The organism is Pseudomonas sp. MDV22-iso1 (assembly GCF_058145095.1).
The window spans coordinates 1-22522 of the sequence record NZ_JBYVMF010000003.1 but is presented as its reverse complement, the minus strand read 5'-3'; the positions used below and the strand labels follow the sequence as shown (position 1 = coordinate 22522).

Annotated in this window: 19 protein-coding genes; 9 read left to right on the top strand and 10 right to left on the bottom strand. The window is 61.3% G+C overall.

The genetic code is table 11. From position 1 onward, the window contains the following. Positions 1–3: 3 nt before the first annotated feature. The 3 genes from AC3ZVB_RS04640 to AC3ZVB_RS04630 all read right to left on the bottom strand — a co-directional run bounded on the left by AC3ZVB_RS04640 (position 4) and on the right by AC3ZVB_RS04630 (position 3513). Complete coding sequence (locus AC3ZVB_RS04640; protein ID WP_162441110.1) at positions 4–960, bottom strand: alpha/beta hydrolase; 957 nt, start codon at positions 958–960, stop codon at positions 4–6. A gap of 206 nt (positions 961–1166) precedes the next feature. Continuing rightward, positions 1167–2165, bottom strand: a complete 999-nt coding sequence (locus tag AC3ZVB_RS04635) for an NAD(P)H-quinone oxidoreductase (protein ID WP_162440706.1) — start codon at positions 2163–2165, stop codon at positions 1167–1169. Positions 2166–2274: 109 nt separating this feature from the next. Further along, entirely contained in the window at positions 2275–3513 is a 1239-nt protein-coding gene (locus tag AC3ZVB_RS04630) for a YbfB/YjiJ family MFS transporter (RefSeq protein WP_490145877.1), read from the bottom strand. Between the two features lie 113 nt (positions 3514–3626). Between AC3ZVB_RS04630 and AC3ZVB_RS04625 the strand changes: the two genes are divergently transcribed. Continuing rightward, positions 3627–4502: a LysR family transcriptional regulator gene (locus tag AC3ZVB_RS04625; protein WP_162440704.1), complete on the top strand. Its 876-nt coding sequence runs from the start codon at positions 3627–3629 to the stop codon at positions 4500–4502. Positions 4503–4690: 188 nt separating this feature from the next. Here AC3ZVB_RS04625 and AC3ZVB_RS04620 read toward each other — a convergent pair whose 3' ends face one another. Continuing rightward, positions 4691–5413 carry a pirin family protein gene (locus AC3ZVB_RS04620; RefSeq protein WP_162440703.1) on the bottom strand — a complete coding sequence of 241 codons (723 nt, stop codon included), beginning with the start codon at positions 5411–5413 and terminating at the stop codon, positions 4691–4693. A gap of 248 nt (positions 5414–5661) precedes the next feature. On the opposite strand from AC3ZVB_RS04620, the gene AC3ZVB_RS04615 reads away from it, so the two are divergent. Beyond that, positions 5662–6612, top strand: a complete 951-nt coding sequence (locus AC3ZVB_RS04615; RefSeq protein ID WP_490145876.1) for a GlxA family transcriptional regulator — start codon at positions 5662–5664, stop codon at positions 6610–6612. Positions 6613–6780: 168 nt separating this feature from the next. After that, positions 6781–8265 carry an ATP-binding protein gene (locus AC3ZVB_RS04610; protein ID WP_490145875.1) on the top strand — a complete coding sequence of 495 codons (1485 nt, stop codon included), beginning with the start codon at positions 6781–6783 and terminating at the stop codon, positions 8263–8265. On the opposite strand, the gene AC3ZVB_RS04605 is transcribed toward AC3ZVB_RS04610, so the two are convergent. Further along, positions 8230–11052 carry an ATP-binding protein gene (locus AC3ZVB_RS04605; RefSeq protein WP_490145874.1) on the bottom strand — a complete coding sequence of 941 codons (2823 nt, stop codon included), beginning with the start codon at positions 11050–11052 and terminating at the stop codon, positions 8230–8232. The two genes, AC3ZVB_RS04610 and AC3ZVB_RS04605, sit on opposite strands and share 36 nt — an antisense overlap. Continuing rightward, a complete protein-coding gene (locus tag AC3ZVB_RS04600) occupies positions 11049–11351 on the bottom strand; it encodes a hypothetical protein (protein WP_490145873.1) in 303 nt (100 codons plus the stop codon). The genes AC3ZVB_RS04605 and AC3ZVB_RS04600 overlap by 4 nt, the downstream gene beginning before the upstream one ends. A gap of 102 nt (positions 11352–11453) precedes the next feature. On the opposite strand from AC3ZVB_RS04600, the gene AC3ZVB_RS04595 reads away from it, so the two are divergent. Beyond that, positions 11454–12029 (top strand): flavodoxin family protein, encoded by a 576-nt coding sequence (locus AC3ZVB_RS04595; protein ID WP_490145872.1) that lies wholly within the window; start codon positions 11454–11456, stop codon positions 12027–12029. A gap of 285 nt (positions 12030–12314) precedes the next feature. Here AC3ZVB_RS04595 and AC3ZVB_RS04590 read toward each other — a convergent pair whose 3' ends face one another. Beyond that, complete coding sequence (locus tag AC3ZVB_RS04590) at positions 12315–12755, bottom strand: helix-turn-helix domain-containing protein (RefSeq protein WP_490145871.1); 441 nt, start codon at positions 12753–12755, stop codon at positions 12315–12317. A 156-nt stretch (positions 12756–12911) separates the two neighbouring features. Between AC3ZVB_RS04590 and AC3ZVB_RS04585 the strand changes: the two genes are divergently transcribed. The 4 genes from AC3ZVB_RS04585 to ycaC all read left to right on the top strand — a co-directional run bounded on the left by AC3ZVB_RS04585 (position 12912) and on the right by ycaC (position 17943). Next, on the top strand, positions 12912–13832 hold the full coding sequence (locus AC3ZVB_RS04585; RefSeq protein WP_162441048.1) for a LysR substrate-binding domain-containing protein: 921 nt from the start codon (positions 12912–12914) through the stop codon (positions 13830–13832). Positions 13833–14800: 968 nt separating this feature from the next. Beyond that, entirely contained in the window at positions 14801–15412 is a 612-nt protein-coding gene (locus AC3ZVB_RS04580) for an antibiotic biosynthesis monooxygenase (RefSeq protein ID WP_490145870.1), read from the top strand. Then, complete coding sequence (locus AC3ZVB_RS04575; protein ID WP_490145869.1) at positions 15409–17247, top strand: amidohydrolase; 1839 nt, start codon at positions 15409–15411, stop codon at positions 17245–17247. The genes AC3ZVB_RS04580 and AC3ZVB_RS04575 overlap by 4 nt, the downstream gene beginning before the upstream one ends. Positions 17248–17316: 69 nt before the next feature. Next, the gene (ycaC, locus tag AC3ZVB_RS04570; protein WP_008032694.1) at positions 17317–17943 is read left to right on the top strand and encodes an isochorismate family cysteine hydrolase YcaC; all 627 of its coding nucleotides are present in this window, start codon (positions 17317–17319) and stop codon (positions 17941–17943) included. Between the two features lie 255 nt (positions 17944–18198). Here ycaC and AC3ZVB_RS04565 read toward each other — a convergent pair whose 3' ends face one another. Then, on the bottom strand, positions 18199–19635 hold the full coding sequence (locus tag AC3ZVB_RS04565; RefSeq protein ID WP_490145868.1) for a mechanosensitive ion channel domain-containing protein: 1437 nt from the start codon (positions 19633–19635) through the stop codon (positions 18199–18201). Positions 19636–19936: 301 nt separating this feature from the next. Next, positions 19937–20956, bottom strand: coding sequence for an alpha/beta hydrolase (locus AC3ZVB_RS04560; protein WP_162441052.1), 1020 nt, complete (start codon positions 20954–20956; stop codon positions 19937–19939). Between the two features lie 127 nt (positions 20957–21083). Between AC3ZVB_RS04560 and AC3ZVB_RS04555 the strand changes: the two genes are divergently transcribed. Beyond that, positions 21084–21974: a LysR family transcriptional regulator gene (locus AC3ZVB_RS04555; RefSeq protein ID WP_194693520.1), complete on the top strand. Its 891-nt coding sequence runs from the start codon at positions 21084–21086 to the stop codon at positions 21972–21974. 137 nt (positions 21975–22111) lie between these two features. On the opposite strand, the gene AC3ZVB_RS04550 is transcribed toward AC3ZVB_RS04555, so the two are convergent. Beyond that, the coding region (locus AC3ZVB_RS04550; protein WP_490145867.1) for a hypothetical protein at positions 22112–22522 on the bottom strand (411 nt) is incomplete at its 5' end.

Sequence of the window (22522 nt, the reverse complement as noted above, 5' to 3'; positions counted from 1 at the left end):
CCCTCAGGAATCGTGACCGCCGTGAGCGGTCGTTGGCCCGGCGACCTGCGGCGGCCTGGCTTTCATCAAGCCGTCGAGGGCCTGCCGGTACTGCGCACCACCCAGGCTCATGCTGTTGTTGTGCGTACCGCCGGGCACCAGTAACAGGCGCTTGGGCTCGTTGGCGGCGTTGAACAGTTGCTGACTGAAGCGCGATGGCATGAACTGATCGGCCAGGCCATGGACCACCAGCAAGGGCATGTCGATGTCGACGATCTTGTCGATGGAGTCGAACTTCTGTGACAGCAGCCAGCGCACCGGCAGCCATTTCACCGGCAGATTATTGTCGGCCACCTGCGCCACTGCATCACCCAGCGAAGTGAAGGTGGACTCGATCACCAGGCCGCGGACGGGGACCGGGCCGTGGTCTTTTTTTGCCTGGGCTGCCAGGTCTGCAGCAAGGTCGATGGCCACTGCGCCCCCAAGGGAATGACCATAGATCAGGCGCTTGTTGGCATCCGGCTGCATGGCCGTGAAACGCTCCCAGGCCGCTCGTGCATCCTCGTAGACACTGGCTTCAGACGGCAAATCCCCCTTGCTTTGACCGAAGCCGCGGTAGTCGATGGCCAGCACCGAATAACCCATGGCACGCAGTTGCTCAATGCGAAACGCCTGGCCGGTCAGGTTCCAGCGTACGCCGTGCAGATACAGGATCGACGGCGCATCGCGACGCGCGGCCGGCCACCACCAGGCGTGCAGGCTCTGACCTGCCTTGAAGCTGGCGGGTTTGATGTCGAACTCCTGAACGTCTTGCGGCAAACCGCGATACCAGCGGGCGGTGCCAGGCTCGATGCGAAACAGCAATTCGCGCTCTTTGTGCTCAAGCACCCCGCAACTCGCCGGCAGGCCGACAATCAGCACGGCCATGCACGACAGCGACAGCCAGCGTCGGCGCAGAAGAGCGAGGAGGGAAGAGGTCATGTGTATCAGTCACCGGCAAGCCATCTGAAGTTCGGTTTTTAACAGAAGCGCGGCGCAGACGGGGAAATTATCGACAGACCGTGGCACCCACCCTGTAGCAGCTGCCGAGGCACGAGGCTGCGTTGCGTGTCCGCAGGACCGCCCCCGGGGGCCGCAGCGCAGCCCGACGCAGCCTCGTGCCTCGGCAGCTGCTACAGGGCGCGCGATTACTGCACCTGCAACACAATCTTGCCGATGTGATCACCGGCTTCCATTCGCGCATGGGCCTGAGCGGCGTCGGCCAGCGGGTAGACCTTGTCGATTATGGGCAGGCAGCGTCCAGCAGCCAGAACAGGCCAGACGTATTCGCGCAGCTGTTCGGCAATCGAGGCTTTTTCTTCGCGGGTACGCGAGCGCATCAGGGAGCCGGTGATGGTCGCGCGCTTGCCCAAAATGGCCATGAGATCGACGTCCTTGGCATGGGCACCCCCCAGAAAACCCAGCATCACCAGTCGACCCTCCATGCCCAGTGCCGCGATGTTCTGATTCAGGTACGAGCCGCCCATAATGTCGAGGATCACGTTGACGCCCTTGCCAGCGGTTTTGTCCTGCACGACCTGGACGAAATCCTGGTCGCGGTAGTTGATCGCCTCGGCCCCCAACGTGCGGATTGCCGCACACTTTTCTTCACTGCCCGCCGTGGCGAACGCCTTGACGCCGAATTCGCGACACAGCATCAATGCAGTCGTGCCAATACCGCTGGTGCCGCCATGGACCAAAGCGCGCTGGCCTTTGCTGGCACCGCCGATGTCGAACAGGTTGGCCCACACCGTGAAGAACGTTTCCGGCACCGCCGCCGCGTGGACCCAATCCATGCCCTGAGGAATCGGCAGTGTCTGGCTGGCCGGTGCGACGCAGAATTGCGCATAACCGCCGCCATTGGTCAGCGCACAGACCTTATCGCCGACGATGAACTCACTGACGCCCGCGCCGATGGCTACCACTTCGCCGGCCACTTCCAGGCCCGGGATCGGGCTCATGCCGGGCTTCATCGGGTATTTGCCCGCACGCTGAATCACGTCAGGACGGTTGACGCCGGCCGCGTGTACGCGAATCAGCACTTCACCGGCACCGGCGGTCGGCACGGGTTCCTGCCGAGGTTTCAATACCTCCGGGCCGCCTGGTTCGGTGATTTCGATCAAGGTCATGGTCTGGGGCAAGGTCATTTTTGCTGTCCTGATTTGAAGGGTTCCAATAGATGGGACCGTGTATTTGGGAGGGAGGTCAAAAGATCGCAGCCTTGTTTCGCTCGACAGCACCTACAGGCGTACAGGCTTACAAGGGACGGCAGGAATTGGCGTCATCCTGCAGGAAATGTCGAGCGAAACGAGGCTGCGATCTTTTGATCGTTAAAACCTCCAGCAACAACGCCACCACAATGGCCCCCGCCGCAATCTCGAACAACACCGCGTGATGGCCGCCGCTCACATTGAACAACGCCGAGTACGCAAACCCTGCAATCGCCTGGAACGTTGCGAATGACACCGTTGCGCGACTCCAGGCAACCTGCTGTTGATGATGGCTCGGGATCAACTCATGCACCCGGGCCAGCGCCAGTGGAACAATGCCTGGCGGGAATGAACCGAGAATCACCGCCAGTACCGCGAGGGTCGTGAACGAGCTGGAGATCGACAGCAGCCCCACAGCAATCGCCTGCACCACCAGCACCAGGCGAATACTCATCTTCGCCCCCAATTGATCCGCGAGAAAACCATAGCTCACCGGGCCGATGATCGCGCCGAGGCCGTACATGACCCAGATCAGCGCACCCACATGCGGTCCGGCACCCAGCCCGCGAGCCACGTAGTCGACCAGGAACACCATCGCCGGCACCAGCCCTGCGGCCATGAAGGCGTACTGGGCAAACAACAGGTACACGCCCCTATCCGTCGGGTGCCTCGTCTCGTTGACCGAGGGCAATACGCTTGCTGCGTGAGTATCCGACGGCCAGCCAAACCAGCTTGCTGCCGTCAGCACCAGGGCCAACGCGCCAAGGCCGAACCAGGTTTGCTGCAAACCCAGGCTCAGCAGCGGCGGCACAAGGGTCCCGGAACCCGCAATGCCCAAGCCGATGCCCAGAAAAATCGCCCCGCTGGCCAGTCCGCGACGGGCTGCCGGTACGTGCGGCAACACAGTCGCGGCCACCAGCACCATGATCGCGCCACCGGCAACGCCCGACAGCAGGCGCCAGCCGAAGAACCAGCTCACTGACAACGGGAAACCACAGGCGAAAAACGACAGGGTGACGATAAGCATCATCAGCCGCAGCGCGCTTTTGTTGGACGTGCGATGGGCCAGCGGTCGGCCGATCAGCGCGCCGATCAAGTAGCCCACGAGGTTGGCGGCACCGAGGTAAACCACGTCACTGGCCGAAAACCAGTGCGCCTCAATCAACGAAGGAATCAACGGCGTATAGGCAAACCGCGCCAGGCCGATGCTGACCAGGCTGGCGCAGAGACCGGCGAAGATCGGCAGCCAGATCGCACTCGGCGGGTGACTCGATGAATTGTGCATGGCAAATGTCCTGAGAGGTTCTTCCGGCCTTCAGCCTATCCCGGATCTTTGATGCAATAACGCAGCGATTCTGCGTTATCGTGATGCATCGATGCATCAACGGGGGAGTGGTTATGAATTGGGATGACGCGCGGGTGTTCCTCGCGGTGTGCCGGGAGTTGACGCTCAGGGGCGCGGCGCGGGTATTGGGGGTCGATCAGGCCACCGTCGGCCGTCGCATTACGTCGCTGGAAAAGTCCTTGAGCGCAACGTTGTTTTTGCGCACCTCAGAGGGATACGTGCTGACGGCAGTTGGCGAAGCGGCGTTGCAGGCCGTGGAAAAAATGGAGCATTCCGCGCTGCAACTGCAACGTCAGATTCAAGGCCTGGATGACCGGCTGACGGGCACAGTCCGGGTCAGCACCACCGACTCTCTGGCCATCGACTTTCTGATCCCGGCGATTGCCCGGTTGCACGCCCTGCACCCCGATGTGCGGGTGCAACTGGACGCTTCCACGCAGATTCTAAGTTTGGCCAAGCGCGAGGCCGACATCGCTGTGCGTAACACCCGGCCGGAGAACCCGGACCTGATTGCCCGGCGAATTGCCCGGTGGCCGGTGGGGCTATTTGCGTCGCAAGCCTATGTCGATACCCATGGCCTGCCGCAACCGGGTTCGGCGTTCGAGGGGCATGACCTGGTGGTGTACCAGCCGTATTTGCAGGGCAACAAGGACATGACGCTGGTGTCTGAACCGGTGACCCGCGGGCGCATCGTCTCAAGCCTGAGTTCCGGCCTGTTGGTGCGCCGTTCCATTGCCGCGGGAATCGGGCTGGGGGAAATTCCGGTGTACATGGGGGAGCGGGACGGGCTGGTGCGGGTGTGGCCGGAGCGCACACGACCGGTGCCCTACGACGTGTGGCTGGTCACCCATGCGGATCTGCGACATACCGCACGGGTGCGTGCGGTCATCGAAGAAGTGGTTGCGGGTTTTTCCGGGAGTGGTGAGTAACAAACAAATCCCCAAATCCCTGTAGCAGCTGCCGAGGCAGTTGTGGCGAGGGGATTTATCCCCGTTCCAGTGCGTAGCGCTGGTAGAAAATCCTGGGGTCGCTTCGCAACCCAACGGGGCGGTGCGACGTTTCGCTGAATCCCCTCGCCACAACTGCGGACGCCAGTCGCTAGGGTTCGGGATTGTTCTTACGGCATTTCAGGTAATTCCTGCGGCCGCAAATCAAACACCAGTACTTCGGCATCCACGCCATTGCTCAACGTCAACACCTGCTCATTGCGAACCCGCACGCCATCGCCTTCCTGCAACGGCATGCCGTTGAGCTCGACACTGCCACTGGCTACATGCACATAGGCGTATCGATTGGCGGCCAACTCGAGGGTGGCGCTCTCCTTGCCGTCGATCAGCGCGGCGTACACCCGTGCATCCTGACGCACCTTCAGCGAGCCGTTGCTCCCATCCGGCGAAATGATCAGCTGCAAGCGTCCGCGTTTTTTCTGCGTGCTGAAATGCTCCTGCTGATAACGCGGTTTGGCGCCGCTGACGTCCGGCACGATCCAGATTTGCAGGAAGTGCACCGGGCGTGTCGCCGAGTGGTTGTATTCACTGTGGGCGACGCCGTTGCCGGCACTCATCAACTGCACATCGCCAGGGCGAATCACCGAACCGGTGCCCAGGGTGTCCTTGTGTTCCAGCGCACCTTCGAGCACATAGGAGAAAATTTCCATGTCGCGATGGGGGTGCTGGCCAAAGCCTTTACCGGCCGCCACACGGTCATCGTTGATCACCAGCAGGTCGGAAAAACCCTGCTCTTTGGGGTTGCGGTAGTTGGCAAAGGAAAAGGTGTGGAAGGACTTCAACCAACCGTGATTGGCCAAGCCGCGATCGGAAGCTTTGCGAAGGGTCAGCATGATGAATTCTCCTGTGTGGACGTTGATTCGTCCGAGTGAGGAGAAGGTTAATGGTTACTGGTGGATGCAATAAGTAGACGAAAATTGAAACACTGTCCCGTTGAGGTTGACAGTAATGTGCGGTGCATCACCTATTCTTATCCAACGTCTGCGCCGCACTTGGCCATAATGACAAGCGCTCGTTCAAGCTCCTTCAGGGGGCGGCGTAATACCCGTTCCTTTTTATCGACCTCAAAGAAATCCATCCCATGAAAACAGTGGCAATGGTGCTGTTCCCCGACTTTCTCCTGCTCGACATGGCCGGCCCGATGGAGGTGTTTTCCATCGCCAACCGATACCTGGCGCAAGATCAACGTTATGAACTGGCGACCATCGGCACCGAGCATGGCGCACTGCGGGCTTCCAACGGCGTCAACATCACGGCGGATGTGCACATCGATCAAGCGAGCGACCGCTATGACCTGCTGTTGGTCCCCGGTGGGCCGGGCGCTTACAACGAAAAACACCCACCGTTGCTCGACTGGCTTCGAGGCGCGAGCCATCGAGCCGGTCGATACGGATCGATCTGCACCGGTGCCTTCGTGCTCGGGCACGCCGGCTTGCTCGACGGGTATCGCGTGACCACTCACTGGCATTACACCGAACGGCTGATCAAGGGCTTCCCCAAGGCAACCGTCGAGACCGATCAGATCTACGTGCAAGACCGCAACCTCATCACGTCCGGAGGCGTTACCGCCGGCATTGATCTCGCACTGGCTGTGGTGGCCGAAGATCACGGCAAGAAAGTCGCCCAGGACGTGGCGAAAGTGCTGTTGGTGGTGATGAAACGCCAAGGAGGCCAGGCGCAGTTCAGCCCCTTGATGGCGGCGGTGGCTCCCCACGAAACTGCCATCACACGGGTCCAGAACCATGTGCTTGAGCACCTCGATAAGCCCTTCAGCATCGATTGCATGGCCAGTCTGGCAGCCATGAGCCCACGGCATTTCGCCAGGGTCTTTGCCCGGGACGTAAACATGACGCCCATGGAATTCCTTCAGAGCGCACGCATCGACAATGCCAGAAACCTGTTGGAAACCAGTGAGTTGCCGCTCAAGACCATTGCTTTCAAAAGCGGCTTCGGCAGCGTTCGGCACATGCGTTTCCTGTTCAGTGAAAAGCTCGGTTTGACCCCGTCCCAGTACCGCGAGCAGTTCAGCTAGGGGCAATTGTCCGTTGTGCGCACCGAGATGGCCGTGACGCTCCCATCTGCGCAGTTGTGCTGTCACCGATGCCTGCCAAGATAGATGAGAACCAATTGCAATGGAGGTGCGGGAATCTAGATAGGCGTGCAATGGGCGCGCCGGACCAGATTTCAGCACGTGAAGTGCATGAACAGTCTCAGAGATTTGAACAGCGATACGGTGCTGCGATTCGGCCCGTACGCCTTTCACCTGCAACAACGGCTGATCCTGGAAGGTGATCGGCCTTTGCGCATGGGCGGTCGGGCGCTGGATATCTTACAGGTGCTGGTCGAACATGCCGGCACCGTGGTCAGCAAAGACGAGCTGATCGCCCGGGTATGGCCGACTTCCGTGGTCGAAGAAATCAGCCTGCGCGTGCACATCGCGGCGTTGCGTCGGGCGCTGGGCGACGGACAGAACGGCCACCGCTACATCGTCAACGTACCTCAGCGCGGCTATAGCTTCGTTGCCACTGTGCAGGCCGAGAGTGTGGAGGCGCTGGTCTCGCTCGAGACGGCGCAAAACCCCCAGCACAATTTGCCCGCGCGCCTTACACCGGTGACGGGGCGGGATTCGATTGTTGGCAGTCTGGTCAGGCAGTTGCCGGTTCGGCGTCTCATGACCCTGGTCGGCCCGGGAGGTATCGGCAAGACCACCGTGGCCTTGCGGGTCGCCGAACTGCTGTTGCAGCACTATCGAGATGGGGTCTGGCGGGTGGATTTCTCGGTGATCGATGACCCGGCGCGTGTGGTCGATCAGTTGACGCAAAGTCTTGAATTGCCAGTCGGAACAACCCTGGATGTCCTGGCCCAGCGTCATGCCTTGCTGGTGTTCGACAATTGCGAGCACCTGCTGGAGCGTTGCCGGACGCTGGTCGATGATTTGCTGCAGGCGGCGCCTCGACTGTCGATTCTGGTCACCAGCCGCGAACCTTTGCTGGCGGCAGGGGAGACCGTCCAGCGCCTGCCACCCCTGGCCGTCCCACCGGCCTCGGCGATGCACAGCGTTGCCGAGGTCATGGGCTATTCGGCGGTGCAGCTGTTCGTCAGCCGGGCCCGCGCCCGTCAGCAAGGCTTTGTGCTGCGTGAACAGGACCTCAAGGCGGTCCGTGAAATCTGTCGGCGTCTCGATGGGCTGCCGCTGGCCATCGAGCTGGCGGCGGCGCAAATCGATGCGCTGGCGTTGGTCGGGTTGCAGGCTCAGCTGGATAACTGTTTCCAGCTGCTGACCCAAGGGCGGCGCACCGCCGTGCCACGGCATCAAACCCTCAAAGCTGCGCTGGACTGGAGTTATGAACGGTTGAGTCAGACGGAGCAAACCGTGTTGCAACGCCTGGCCGTGTTCAACCTGTCGTTCACCCTCGATGCGGCCATCGGCGTGATCAGTTGCGAGGTGCTGAACCCCGTCCGCTTGAAGGCGCTGATGGACCGGCTTGTCGCCCAATCGCTGCTGTCTCTGGAGCGGACCAACGGCACCGGGCGCTATCGCTTCCTCAATACCACGCGCACTTATGCCCTGGAGAAGCTCGAACACAGCGGCGAACTGCGTCTGTTCGAGGCGCGTTACGCCCGTTACGTGAGCAGGGCGAGCTGGGTGTCAGGCGTGCAAGTGCCCCTGGAGCTCGTCGAGTAATTGCCGGACGTTGACCAGGTCCGGCGTGGCAAACCCTTCGCTGAAACGCTCATAAATCGGCGACAGCAATTCATGTGCTTGCAGCCGTTTTCCCTGGCGTTGCCACAGCTGTGCCAAGGCCGTCGCGCTTCGCAGTTCCCACGCCAGCGCACCCTGACTGCGCGCCACGTTCAACGCCCTGATCAAGATAGTCTCGGCCGTCTCAACCCTGCTGCAGGCGGCGGCTTCGGTCGGTTGATCCTCCGCCATCAACGCCAACGCCCTGGCCCTTAAAATCTCCGCCGTACTCCAACCGGCCGCCCCCGTGTTCGCCCTCAGCACCAACGCCTCATCCACACACCCGGTGTCCAGCGTCACCATGATTTCGTTGATCAGCCCGGCACCGGGCAATGGGACGACCTTGACCCCGGTACCACCGATCACCTGCGCATAGTGTTGCGCCCAGTTGTAGAACAGCTGGACCGAATGCTTCTGGGCTTGCTCCAGCAGTAAGCGCAACAGTTCGCGAGCAGTGCCGGTGTCGCCGTTGTACTGCGCGATCAGACAGCCCGCCAGCGCCAGGGTGTAGCAGATGGACGTGCCGTGATTGATCTGGAGCGCGATGTCCAGTGCCTGCCGGGCCGTGCGCCAGGCTTGTTCCGGCTGGCCTTGCAGCCAGAGGATGCGCGCCAGAATCGTCAGCGAGGCCACGCTCTGGTCGTATTGCACGCCAAAGCCGTGGGTGAATCGGTTGAGGTGGCCGCTCTGGGCCATGCGCTGGATCACCTGTTCAGCGTTTACCCGCGCCAGTCGCTGATTACCGGCGAAGTGCAGGGCCAGCACGCGCAAACGGTGCGTGCTCAGGGACAACACTTCTTCGCCGTGCAGTCCCAACCGGTCGAATTGCTGACTTTGCTCCAGCGCCATCTGATAGTGGCCGCAGCTGAGGTTGACCGCCATGTACCCGGACACCGCCCGCAATTCGCCGGCCACATCGTTGCACTGTCTGGCCAGGGATCGAGCGCTGACGAACGCTTCGATGGTTTCGGTCGTACCGCCCTGACTGTGGTAGCAGGAACTGCCGAGCGCGAGCTTGAGGGTCATCTGCAACAGCGGGGAGGGCGCTGACGTAGCGTCGAGCAGGGCCAGGGCCTTACGCACATAAGTGCCGTGTTCCTTGAGCAGCGACAGTTCCTGCCAGAGCGGCGTGGAGGTCGCCGTCAATTGGATGGCCAGCGCCTGGGGCCCCTCGGCGTTAAGGCCCCAGTCGAGGGCGGCGCGGATGTCCGCCAGGCTTCGGGCGTAGCGCTCGATCCACAGGTTTGTCGGGACCAACTCCCAGTCTCGCGCGGCCTGGCTCATCAGCGCCAGACAGCGTTCGGCATGGCGTTTGCGGGTATCCGGCAAGTCATGGGCCTGGTCGAGTTTTTCCAGCGCATAGCCCCGGGTGGTGTCGAGCAGGCGGTAGAACACCTCTTCGTCACCGACCTCCACATTCAGCAGGGACTTGGCCACCAGTTGCGTGATCGAGCCGAACACTTCGCACGGTTCGATCTGTCCGCCGACGATCACGGCCGCCGCGGATTCCAGGGTAAAACCGCCCCTGAACACACCGAGGCGACGCAGGCAGGTTTGCTCGCAGGGGCTGAGCAGTTCGAAACCCCAATCCAGGGTCGCCCGCAAGGTTTGATGGCGCGCCAGACTCAGGTGAGAGCCTTGAGTCAGCAGGCGAAAACTGCTCTGCAGTTGGGTCAGCAAACCGCTCAGGCCGAAGCGACCCACTTGCGCCGCCGCCAGTTCGATCGCGAACGGAATGCCGTCCAGGCGATGGCAGATGTCGATCAACAGCGGCAGGTCGGCGTCCGTCAGTTCGAAGCTGTCGTGGCTGGCCATGGCCCGTTCGACAAACAATTGCAGGGCCGAAAACGTCAGCGCCTGGTCTCGATCAAGCACCGCAATCGGCGGCGGGCAATCCAGGGATTCCAGGCGTTGAACGAACTCGCCCTCGGCCCGCAAACCTTCCCGGCTGGTGGCCAGGATGTGCACCTGAGGCGCGCCGCGCAGAATGTCTTCGCAGAGCAGTGCGACAGCGTCGATCAGGTGTTCGCAATTGTCGATCACCAGCAGCATTTGCCGCTCGCGCAGGAACGTCACGAGGCCGCTCATCGGCTCGGCATCGTGCAGGGACAAATCGAGCAGCGTGGCCAGGTGCGCGGTAATCATCAGCGGATCGTTGATCGGGGCCAGGTCCAGCAGGCGTATCCCGTCGCGGTAACGCCCGATCAGTTGTTCGGCAACGCGCAGGGCCACGGTCGTCTTGCCGATACCACCCGGGCCGACCAGGGTAATGAAACGCTGGCGCGCGAGTTGCGTCATCAGGCTGTCGACCAGTGTCTGGCGGCCGATCAGGCGGGTGTTACGGATGGGCAGGTTATGGCGGCTGGGTTCGACCGCTTCACCGACGGGATGGGGTTCGACCTGCTCCAGGGAAAATGGCGCGACAAAACTGTACCCGCGCTGGGCAATGGTGATGATGTAGCGCTGGCCGGCCTGACCGTCACCAAGGGCTTTTCGCAGGGCCGCCATGTGCACCCGCAGGTTGATGTCTTCCACGACGCTTTTGGGCCACACCCCGGCGATCAGGTCCTGTTTGCTGACCACCTGTCCTGCGTGCTCCAGCAGAATCAACAGAATATCCATGGCACGCCGACCCAGGCGCAGAGGCTGGTCGGCCTCAAGCACCAGACGTCGTCCAGGGTAGATCCGGTAAGGGCCGAAATGGATGGCCTGTGTGGGGGAAAGGGTCAACGCGACACTCCTGCTTGCATCCGTCTAGTACGCGGTTTCCGAGCATATTCCTCAGGTTTGGTCGCCAGTGCAACGAGCGGGCTGGATGACTCCCGGGTGTTCGTCGTGACCGGCGCCTTCACGTAATTGTCGCAGGCGCCGTATTGACTCAGCGTAGCGGTGGTCAGCGGCGCGTCCAGATGTTTGGCGCGCGATTGAAAATTAACAACGTTTAACTCGTCGCGGCGAGTGACAGGGCCAAAACTCTGATCTGAGTGGGCAGCGAGGCTGCGGTTTTGCGGTTTACGGATGCGCATCATTTTGGCTCCTGCAGGTTTTGCGGTGACGGCTTTGGCAGCCCGATACCGTCCAGCAACCCCACAGCCTGAAAAGGAATTCAACGCGTCTGGAGCAATCTCGGAATGAGCAATGTGGTGGTGGTCTATCACAGCGGCTACGGGCACACCCGGGTCATGGCCGAAGCCGTGGCGCTGGGCGTGGAGCGGCATTTGGGCAGTACCTGCCAGTTGGTTCCGGTGGAGGAGGTGGACGATCACTGGGACCGTCTGCACCGCGCCGATGCGATCATCTTCGGCGCCCCGACTTACATGGGCAGCGCCTCGGCGCCCTTCAAGGCCTTCATGGACGCCACGGCCGCGTTCTACCTGGCCCAACCCTGGCGCGACAAACTTGCCGCCGGCTTCACCAATTCCGGCAGCCTGTGCGGCGACAAACTCAACACCTTGCTGCAGATGGCGGTCTTCGCTGCGCAGCATTCGATGATCTGGGTCGGCCTCGACCTGTTGCCCGCGCGCTCCGGCACCGGGGTGTTCGACGGGCAAATGAATCGCCTCGGCAGCTCGCTGGGCGCCATGGCCCAGTCCAACGTCGAGCAACCCCCCGAACAGGCGCCACCGCCTGAAGATCGCTGCACCGCCGCGCATCTGGGCGAGCGCGTGGCGCGCCTCGCCGAACGCATGGCCCGTCCATTGAATTGATCTGCTGGCATTCCTGAATGATTGACGCACAACGACGCAGGCCTGCATCCGCGCCGGCAGCATCAGGCTGCGCCGAATACCTGTAGCAGCTGCCGAGCCTGCGAGGCTGCGTCCGGCTGCGCAGCAGTCGTAAAACCTGACGACACGGTGTTTCAGACAGACCGCGTTTACCGGGTTTACGACTGCTTCGCAGCCGGACGCAGCCTCGCAGGCTCGGCAGCTGCTACAGGTTTGGCGTTGTCAGGGAATTGGGCGCGAGGTTTGGACGTTCAGGCTTCGTCGGGACTATCGAGCGTGAAGTTGAGATGTGTAGGCGCAGGACACGGGCTGGCTGCGCACAGTCCGGCAGCGCCATGCAAACGGATTGATGCCTTCACTGCGGGTGAAGATGTGGCAGAAATGTGCCTGGTCGCAGAAACCGCACTCCAGGCTGATTTGCGTCAGGGACAGGTCGGTGCTCTGGATCAGTTGCTTGGCACGGGCGATGCGCTGGTGACGAATCCAGTCCTGGGGCGAGAGCCCGGTACTGCACTTGAAGGCGCGGGAAAAATGACTGCGCGAGAGGGCGCAGGCGCGCGCCAGTTCAGTCACTTCCACGGTTTCACCCAGGCGCTCGAGAATCAGTTGCTTGGCCAGTTGTTCGCGCCACGGAGTCAAACCACCGGTGTTTTTCTTTCGCGTTTCAGTGACTGCCGCGCGGGCGGTGTTTTGCTGAAAGTGAGCCATGGCAGAGGTCCGTGTCGGTGAAACTCATTCTTGTTCGCAGGGGTCTGGCTGGCGAGTTAATCGTTGTTAATTTCACTTTTATGCCGGGCGCTCTCAAGCAAACTCAGACACAATCATCCTCCTCGCGCCTGGCTGAACACCTAAGGAACCGTGCCAATGAACCGTAATGATCTACGCCGCGTCGACATGAACCTGCTGGTCATTTTCGAGGCCTTGATGTTCGAAAAAAACCTGACCCGTGTCGCCGAAAAACTCTTCATGGGGCAACCGGCGGTGAGTGCGGCGTTGGGTCGGTTACGGGACCTGTTTGACGATCCGTTGCTGCTGCGCAACGGCCGTGGCATGGAGCCGACGGCGAGGGCGCTGGCGATTCTCAAGGAGCTGCAGCCGGCGATGGACACCATCTCGGGCGCCGTCAGCCGGGCCAAGGAGTTCGATCCGACGACCAGTAGCGATGTGTTTCGCATCGGGCTGTCGGACGATGCCGAGTTCGGTCTGTTTCCGCCGTTGTTAACGCACCTGCGCGAGGAAGCCCCGGGGATCATTGTGGTGGTGCGACGGGCGAATTTTTTGTTGATGCCGGCGTTGTTGGCATCGGGGGAGATTTCCGTCGGGGTGAGTTACACCACGGACCTGCCGGCCAATGCCAAGCGCAAGACGTTGCGCGACATTCCCTGCAAGATTTTGCGCGGTGATAAACGGCCGGGCCCGCTGACGCTGGATGAATACTGTGAGCGACCGCATGCGATGGTGTCGTTTTCGGGCGATCTGAGTGGCAACATCGATCTGGATCTGGCGAAGATCGGGCGTTGCCGGCGGGTGGTGTTGGGGGTGCCGCAGTTCAGTGGGTTGCGGGCGTTGCTGGCGGGCACCGAGATGATCGCTACGGTGCCGGATTATGCGGCGTGTGCGTTGGTTGAGGGGTGTGCGTTGCGTGCTGAGGATCCGCCTTTTCCGATTGAGGCGGCGCAGCTGTCGATGGCGTGGAGTGGGGTGCATGATAACGATCCGGCGGAGCGCTGGTTGCGGTCGCGGATCAGTGATTTCATGTCCAGGCCGTTGCCTGTTTTGTCGTGACGAGTTGGTTTTCGGGGCTCCCAGGCTCTTGGATCTGTACCCGATCCCCTTGTAGGAGTGAGCCTGCTCGCGATGGCGGTCTGGCAGCCTACCCGATTCACGCGGCTGTACTCGTTCCTGTGGGAGCTGGCTTGCCTGCGATGGCGGTCTGACCGCCGACCCATTTTTTGCAGGTGTACATATCCATTGCTGCGGTAACGGCCACTTAGGGTTTCGCCCTTACGGCGACTCACTTTTTTTTCAAACGCCAAAAAAAAGTAAGCAAAAAAAGGCTCGCCCCAAGCGTACGGCACCTCGCTAAAGCTCGGTGTTCCCTCGCTCCGGTGTCCATCTGGGGGCATCGCCTACGGTCTGCTTCGCGACGACCTCCTCTCGATGTGTGCGGCTTCGCCGCACGGCGCTTCGCGCCTGCCCCCCAGATGAACACCTCCACTCGGCCTCCCGACGGGGCGGGTGGATCAAAATCAAAAGCTTGCAGGCGAGCTAACGCTCGGCCTTGAGTGGTGAAGGGCAATGGCGGTGGGGGGGGATCTTCTGTAGGAGCACAGTTTGCTCTGGGCGGCATTCCGACCATAGCGTCCGATTGACCGACCTGATTCACGCGGATGTACCCGATCAAACTGTAGGAGCGAGCCTGCTCGCGATGACGGCCTGTCAGCCGACCGCGATTCATGCGGCTGTACTCGATCCTGTGGGAGCCGGCTTGCCAGCGATGGCGGCCTGCCTCCAAACCTGATGCCCACGGATGTACCCCTGTCTAAACAGTGCGAGCTAGCCTGCTAGCGATTGCGGTGGCCCAGGCACCACCTACACCGGGCTGCGAACAGACTTACTCCAGCCATGGTGCTTTTACACCTGACACGAAAACAGCACACACATCCAATTTCCCCCGCACCCGTACCGGCACTATCCACTCATGTCCCGACTTGCATGTCGGGGGTTTGTGCGTTTTTCCGGAGCCTTGCGTTATGCCTGAATCAAACTCACTCGACACGCCTGCAAAGGGTTTTGAGGAGGTCGTGACGCTGGTGGTCAAACACCGGGTCAAGGCCGGTTTTGAAGTGCCGTATGAAGCCTGGTTGCGCAACATCGTTGCCATTGCCGGACAACAGGAAGGGCACTTGGGCGTGGACGTGGTTCGGGGCAAGAGCGCCGGCCTGGATTTCTACACGTGCGTGCTGCGCTTTTGCTCTACGGAGGCGATGCAGCGCTGGCTCGACTCGCCGCAACGGCTGGCGTTGGTGAACGAAGCCACACCGATGCTTGCCGACGGCGACCAGACCGAAGTCAACCCGGTCAACGAGTTCTGGTTCGCGCCGCAGGTCGACGCTTCGACGCCGCCGCCACGCTGGAAGCAGGCCGTGGTGACACTGTTGGTGATTCTGCCGCACACCTTGCTGGTGCCGCTGATCTGGGGGCCGGTGCTGCGCCTCAATGCCTTTCTCTCCAGCTACTTCGTCGCGACTTTCCTGATCACCCTGACCATCGTGGTGTCGGTGGTTTATCTGTTTATGCCGATGGCGACGCGCCTGTTCGCGCCCTGGCTGTCCTCTTCCACTACGCCTAAGGAAACGCGATGAACGCCGATCTGATTCTGTTCAATGGCCAATTCCATACCGTTGACCGGGAAAACCCGCTCGCCAGCGCCGTGGCCATCAGCGAAGGCCGTTTCGTCGCGGTCGGGACCGATGCGCAGGCCATGGCGTTGCGGGGTGCAAATACCCAGGTGATCGACCTCAAGGGACGTTGTGTGATCCCCGGTCTCAACGATTCACACTTGCACCTGATCCGCGGCGGTTTGAACTACAACCTGGAACTGCGCTGGGAAGGTGTGCCGTCCGTGGCCGATGCGCTGCGCATGCTCAAGGAACAGGCTGATCGCACGCCGACGCCGCAATGGGTGCGGGTAGTGGGTGGCTGGAACGAATTCCAGTTTGCCGAAAAACGCATGCCGACCCTCGAAGAACTCAACCAGGCGGCGCCGGACACACCGGTGTTCGTGCTGCACCTGTATGACCGTGCGTTGCTCAACCGTGCGGCGTTGCGCGTGGCCGGTTACACCCGCAACACGCCGAATCCGCCGGGTGGCGAGATTGTCCGCGATGCCAACGGCGATCCGACCGGCATGCTGGTGGCGCGTCCCAACGCGATGATTCTGTACTCGACGCTGGCCAAGGGCCCGAAGTTGCCGCTGGAGTATCAGGTCAACTCGACGCGCCAGTTCATGCGTGAACTCAACCGTCTCGGGCTGACCAGTGCCATCGATGCCGGTGGCGGTTTCCAGAATTACCCGGACGATTACCAGGTGATCGAGCAGTTGGCCAAAGACCAGCAACTGACCATTCGCATCGCCTACAACCTGTTTACCCAGAAGCCCAAGGAAGAATTGGCCGACTTCAAGAACTGGACCAGCAGCGTGACCCTGCATCAGGGCGATGACTTTTTGCGGCACAACGGCGCCGGGGAAATGCTGGTGTTCTCGGCGGCGGATTTCGAGGACTTCCTTGAACCGCGTCCAGACCTGCCGCAAACCATGGAAGACGAACTGGAACCGGTGGTCCGCCATCTCGTTGAACAGCGCTGGCCGTTCCGCCTGCACGCCACCTACAACGAATCCATCAGTCGCATGCTCGACGTCTTCGAGAAGGTCAATCGCGACATTCCGTTTAATGGCTTGCCGTGGTTTTTCGATCACGCCGAAACCATCACCCCGCACAACATCGAGCGGGTGAGGGCGCTGGGCGGTGGCATTGCGATTCAGGATCGCATGGCTTTTCAGGGCGAATATTTTGTCGAGCGTTACGGCGCCAAAGCCGCCGAAGCGACGCCGCCGATCAAGCGCATGCTGGCCGAGGGCGTGCCGGTGGGCGCGGGCACCGACGCCACGCGGGTGTCGAGCTACAACCCGTGGACTTCCCTGTACTGGATGGTCAGCGGTCGCACCGTCGGTGGTCTGGAGCTGCATAGCGAGGGCCTTTCCCGGCAGACCGCGCTGGAACTGTTTACCCACGGCAGCGCCTGGTTCTCTTCCGAACAGGGCAAGAAGGGCATGATCAAAGTCGGCCAGCTGGCTGACGTCGCGGCGCTCAGCGCAGACTTTTTCAGCGTCGATGAAGAAGCCATCAAGTGGATCGAATCGGTGTTGACCGTGGTGGGCGGCAAAGTGGTGTATGCCGCCGGTGACTTCGAAAAACTCGGGCCGGCCAGCGTCCCGGTGCTGCCGGACTGGTCGCCCGTGGTGAAAGTCCCTGGCCACTGGCGCCCGACCTCGCCGATGCAGGCGCAGGTTCACCATTGCAGCGGCCCCTGCGGCGTACACGCCCACAGCCACGACCGGGCACGGTTATCGAACGCGCCAGTCAGCGATTTCGCCGGGTTCTGGGGCGCTTTCGGCTGCTCGTGTTTTGCCTTCTGACACTCACAAAAAAGCGTCGACCGATTGCGTCGACGCTGTCTGTAACACCCATCCATCGAGGAGTTTTACATGAGCAATGTGCCTTACAAACGCTTGAACAAAGACGACGCGGTTGTCCTGCTGGTCGACCACCAGACGGGCCTGATCTCGCTGGTTCAGGATTTCTCGCCGAACGAATTCAAGAACAACGTGCTGGCCTTGGGCGATGTCGCCAAGTTCTTCAAGCTGCCGACCATTCTCACCACCAGCTTCGAAAATGGCCCGAACGGCCCGATGGTTCCAGAGTTGAAAGAGCAGTTCCCGGACGCGCCGTACATTCCACGTCCAGGCCAGATCAATGCCTGGGACAACGAAGATTTCGTCAAGGCGGTCAAGGCCACTGGCCGTAAGCAGTTGATCATTGCCGGTGTGGTGACCGACGTGTGCGTGACCTTCCCGACGTTGTCGGCACTGGCTGAAGGGTTTGAAGTGTTCGTGGTGACGGATGCTTCCGGCACCTTCAACGAAACCGTGCAGCAAGCCGCCTGGGCGCGCATGGCTGCAGCCGGTGCACAACTGGTGAACTGGTTCTCGGTGGCTTGCGAGCTGCAGGGTGACTGGCGCAACGACATGGAAGGCCTGGCAAACCTGCTGTCGCCGCGCATCCCGAACTATCGCAACCTGATGAACAGCTATTCGGTGCTGACTTCCAAATAAGCGAGCACCAGTAATAGTTTCAGGCAATCACGATACTGTGGCGAGGGGATTTATCCCCGTCCGGCTGCGAAGCAGGCGCAAAACCATCACACGCGGTGTACCTGATACACCTCGGTTGCAGGTTTTGGGGCCGCTTCGCAGCCGAACGGGGCGGTGCGACGTTTCGCTAAATCCCCTCGCCACAAATGTATGCCTACAGCATTACGCCAATGCGCGTCATTTCTTATGTGGCCAGCTCCATATCTACAGGTCTGCTCATACATTCTGGCGTTTTTGCAGCCAACTCAAAAAGCCGTTTTTCTTGATGTGCACCGGTTTGGCCATCAACGCCAAACGGCTGTTCTGCTGCCGCACGGCCTGCAATTTGTTCAACGCCAGACCCACCTCGCTGCGCTGCTCCATGCAGTTTCGGGTCAATGACTTGTCGATCCGGTAGATGATGCACGAGGTCAACGTGGTGAACGTGGCCATCGATGGCGTGTCGGTCAGGATGCTCTGTTCGCCCATGACCTCGCTCGGCCCCATGCGTCCGGCTTCGGTGTGTCCGTCACCGTCGGGAACGGTCGCGCTGGCCACGCCCGTGGCAATGACCATCAGGTTGTCCGGTACCTCGCCCAATTCCAGCACAACCTGGCCTGCCGCGTACTGCTGCGGGACCATGGACCGTGCCATTTCATCGCGTTCGTTTTCGCTCAGGGAGCGGAAAATTTTCACTTCGTCCAGCAAGGCACGGGCGCGGGTGGAGGGTTCGATCACGCCATCGAGCTGCCGGGAAATACCCGCCGCTTCGAGATGCCGATGCGCCAGGTCGAACAGCTGATTACGCACTTCGCTTTTCTTGCCCAGCTCGGTAATGAAGCCGCTGGCCACGTATTCGGACATGGTTTCGCCGGCCTCCTTGAGCACGGCTTTCGGCGCCGGATTCAACAACAGGCTGCTGCTGCCTTGAAGCGTGCGATCCAGTGCGTCGAGCACTCGGCGTGGGCGGATGTGGTTGGGCACTTGAATGCTGATCGAGACGCCGTGCATGTTGCTCGGCCGACTGAGGTTGACGATTTTTGCTTTGGCCGCCACCGAGTTCGGCACCACTGCCGTACTGCCGGCACTGGTGAGGAGGTGCGTGGCGCGCCAGTCGATGTCGAGTACCTTGCCTTCCACGCCGTCGATCACGATCCAGTCATCCACCTGATAAGGCTTGGTGGTGTTGAGTACGATGCCGGAAAACACATCGCTCAAGGTGCTTTGCAGCGCCAGACCGACGACGATCGCCACCACGCCTGAAGTCGCGAGCAATCCCTTGACCGGCAGCTCCAGCACATAACCGGCCGCGGCGACGATGGCGATCAGAAACACCAGCGCGCCGATGACGTCCTGCAGCAACCGACCGCTGTGACCGATGCGCCTCATCAGGATCAGGCCGATGACCTCGGTGAGCACCCGTGCCGCGTACAACCACCAGAGAATCCCCAGCGCCGTGGCCCCTGTTTGCGCCACGGAATCATCGGCAAACAGCGGTGCCTGCAACGGGCTGACGCCAGCGTTGATGATGAGCGCGCTGAACACCAGAAACAGCGCCAGGCGCACACCCACGCGAACGACGCGGTGTTTGAACGGCGCGAGGTGCCAGAGCACCGTGTCGATCACCAGCAGCAGGGCGCTCAAGGAGAGCAGGTGGGCGAGGAGGAAGGACATGGGGGGACGCTCCAGGGAGAATGTTATGCGTTCGATGTAGCCGCTGTTAAGCCTGTCAGGACAATTCGGACTCTGTAGCAGCTGTCGAACTTGTCAGGACAATACGGACTCTGTAGCAGCTGTCGAGCCTGCGAGGCTGCGTCCGGCTGCGCAGCAGTCGCAAATCCTGTACACGCGGTCTTCCTGAACGACCACATCGACTGATTTTACGACTGCTGCGCAGCCGGACGCAGCCTCGCAGGCTCGACAGCTGCTACAGGGGATCGGTGCAGCCTCGCAGCCTCGCGAGGTCGCAAGGAACTCAGTTCAAATGCGTCTTCAGTTCCAGCGCCGCCTGACGCACCGCCGCTTTCACTTCAGGAATCTGGCTCAGCGGATTCAGCAACCCGAAGTCGTGAATCATGCCGTTGTAGCGAACTGCCGTGACCGGCACACCGGCCGCATCCAGATGCCGGGCGTAGGCCTCGCCTTCATCACGCAGCACGTCGAACTCCGCCGTCTGCACCAGCGCGGCTGGCAGGCCTTTGAGCTGTTCGGCGCTGGCTTGCAACGGCGACGCATGGACCTGCGCGCGTTCGCCGGCGTCAGTGGTGTAGTTGTCCCAGAACCAGCTCATCATGCCCTTGGTCAAGAAATGGCCCTCGGCAAACTGCTGATACGACCCGGTGTCGAACCGGGCGTCAGTCACCGGCCACATCAGCAACTGGAAGCGCAATGCCGGGGTTTTCTGTTCCTTGGCCATTAACGCCACGACCGCCGCCATGTTGCCACCGACGCTGTTGCCGGCCACCGCGAGGCGCTTGCCATCGACGCCGATGTCCTTGCCGTGCTCGGCGACCCAACGGGTGGCGGCGTAGGCCTGGTTGATTGCGGTCGGGTACTGCGCTTCCGGTGAAGGCGTGTAGTCGACGTACACTGCGACGGCACCGGAGCCGACGACCAGGTCGTGGATCAGACGCTGGTGAGTCGGGTAATCGCCCAGCACCCAACCGCCACCGTGGAAGAACATGAACACCGGCAATTCACCTTTGACCTTGGCCGGACGAACGATTTTCAGGTTGATGGTTTGCCCGTCGACCTTGATGGCGCGGTCGCTGACGTCCACTCCCGACAGATCAACCTTCACTGAATTCTGCGCACCGGTCAGTACTGCACGGGCCTCTTTCGGGCTCAACTGCTCGAGGGGCTTGCCACCGCCGGCGGCGAGGGCTTCGAGGAAGGCTTGGGTGTTGTGTTCGACACCGGGGCTGCCCGCCGCAAACGCGCTGCTGACGGAAAGGGCGAGGAGGGAGGCGGTCAGGGTTTTCTTGACGAGGTTCATGTGGGCAAATCCTTTTAATGTGAGAAGAAGGTCCCGGCGGGAGCATGCGGGGTGAACACAGATTAATAGGGTGCCGGAAAAGGAAAAAGCCGCTATAAAGTGTTTGACTGTCAACCAGGACGTGACAATGAACCCTTTTGAAGATATGCGTATTTTTTGTCAGGTGATGGACTCCGGAAGCTTCACCGCGGCGGCCGATCAGCTGGGGCTTTCCAAGCAATTCGTCAGCCGACGTTTGATGCAACTCGAAGAGCGTCTGGGGGTGCGGCTGCTCAACCGTTCCACCCGGCGTCTGGACGTCACGCCGCTGGGCCAGAGTTATTACGAGTCAGCCTTGCGCCTGCTGGGTGAAGTCGAGCAAGTGGAGCAGGGCATCGCCGGGCAGACCACGGAGCCGCGCGGCACGATTCGGGTGAGTGCGCCGCTGTCGTTTGCCCTGGCTCATCTGGGGTGTTTGCTGCCGCTGTTTCTGCAGCGTTATCGCGATGTCACCGTGGAAGTCGACCTGAGTGATCGCCCGGTGGATTTGCTTGGCGAGGGGTATGACCTGGCATTGCGCATCGGAACGCTGGAAGACTCGACGCTGATTGCTCGTCGCATCGCGTCCATCGAGCGTGTGTATTGCGCCAGCCCGGCTTATCTGGCGGAGCGTGGCACGCCGCTTAAACCCGAAGATTTAATCGCCCACGATTGCCTGCCTTACGGTCATGGCCGTCAGGTGCAATGGCGTTTCGAAGGGCAGGGCAAACCACTGGCCGTGCAGGTCACCGGGCGGATGCGGGTCAACAACGGTGAATTGCTCAAAGACGCAGCGATTGCCGGTATGGGGGTTACGTACCTGCCGACGTTTATTGTCGGGGCGGCCTTGAAAGATGGCAGGCTGGTGCCGGTGCTGGATGAGTTTCGGCCGGAGCCGCTGACGTTGTCGGCGGTGTACCCGCAACATCGCCAGGGGTCGAGGCCTGTGCAGGCGTTGATCGAATTCTTGCGTGAGCGGCTGGATCAGACCGAGGTCTGAGGCACATAACGAACCCTCGTAGGAGGGGCCGCAGGCTGCGATCTTTTGGTCTTGATCTTCGAAAAAAACAAGATCAAAAGATCGCAGCCTGCGGCAGCTCCTACAGATGTGTGTGGTGCTCGGGTGACCAGCGCCCGTCAGGACCTCTTGTCATCGCCTGGCTCACCGCCGACATGCACACCACGGTCATCGCCGACTTCTCCGTTGGCATGAACGCCGCGGTCGTCGCCGACTTCTCCGTTGGCATGAACGCCGCGGTCGTCGCCGACTTCACCCGCACGATGTACCCCGTGGTCATCACCTACTTCACCAGCGCGATGTACCCCATGGTCATCCCCCGGCTCGTTGTGGGTGCCGCTGCGCCCGGACGAGGATGAGGCGGTGTTGCCGGAATGGCCCGAGCCATGGTCGCTGCCGCTGTGACCACTGCCGCTGTTGCCGCCACCACCGCTTCCGCTGTGACTGCCACCACCGCCCCCACCGCCACTACCGCTTCCGCCGTGACCACCACCATTGCCACCACCGCTTCCGCCGTGACCGCCGCCATA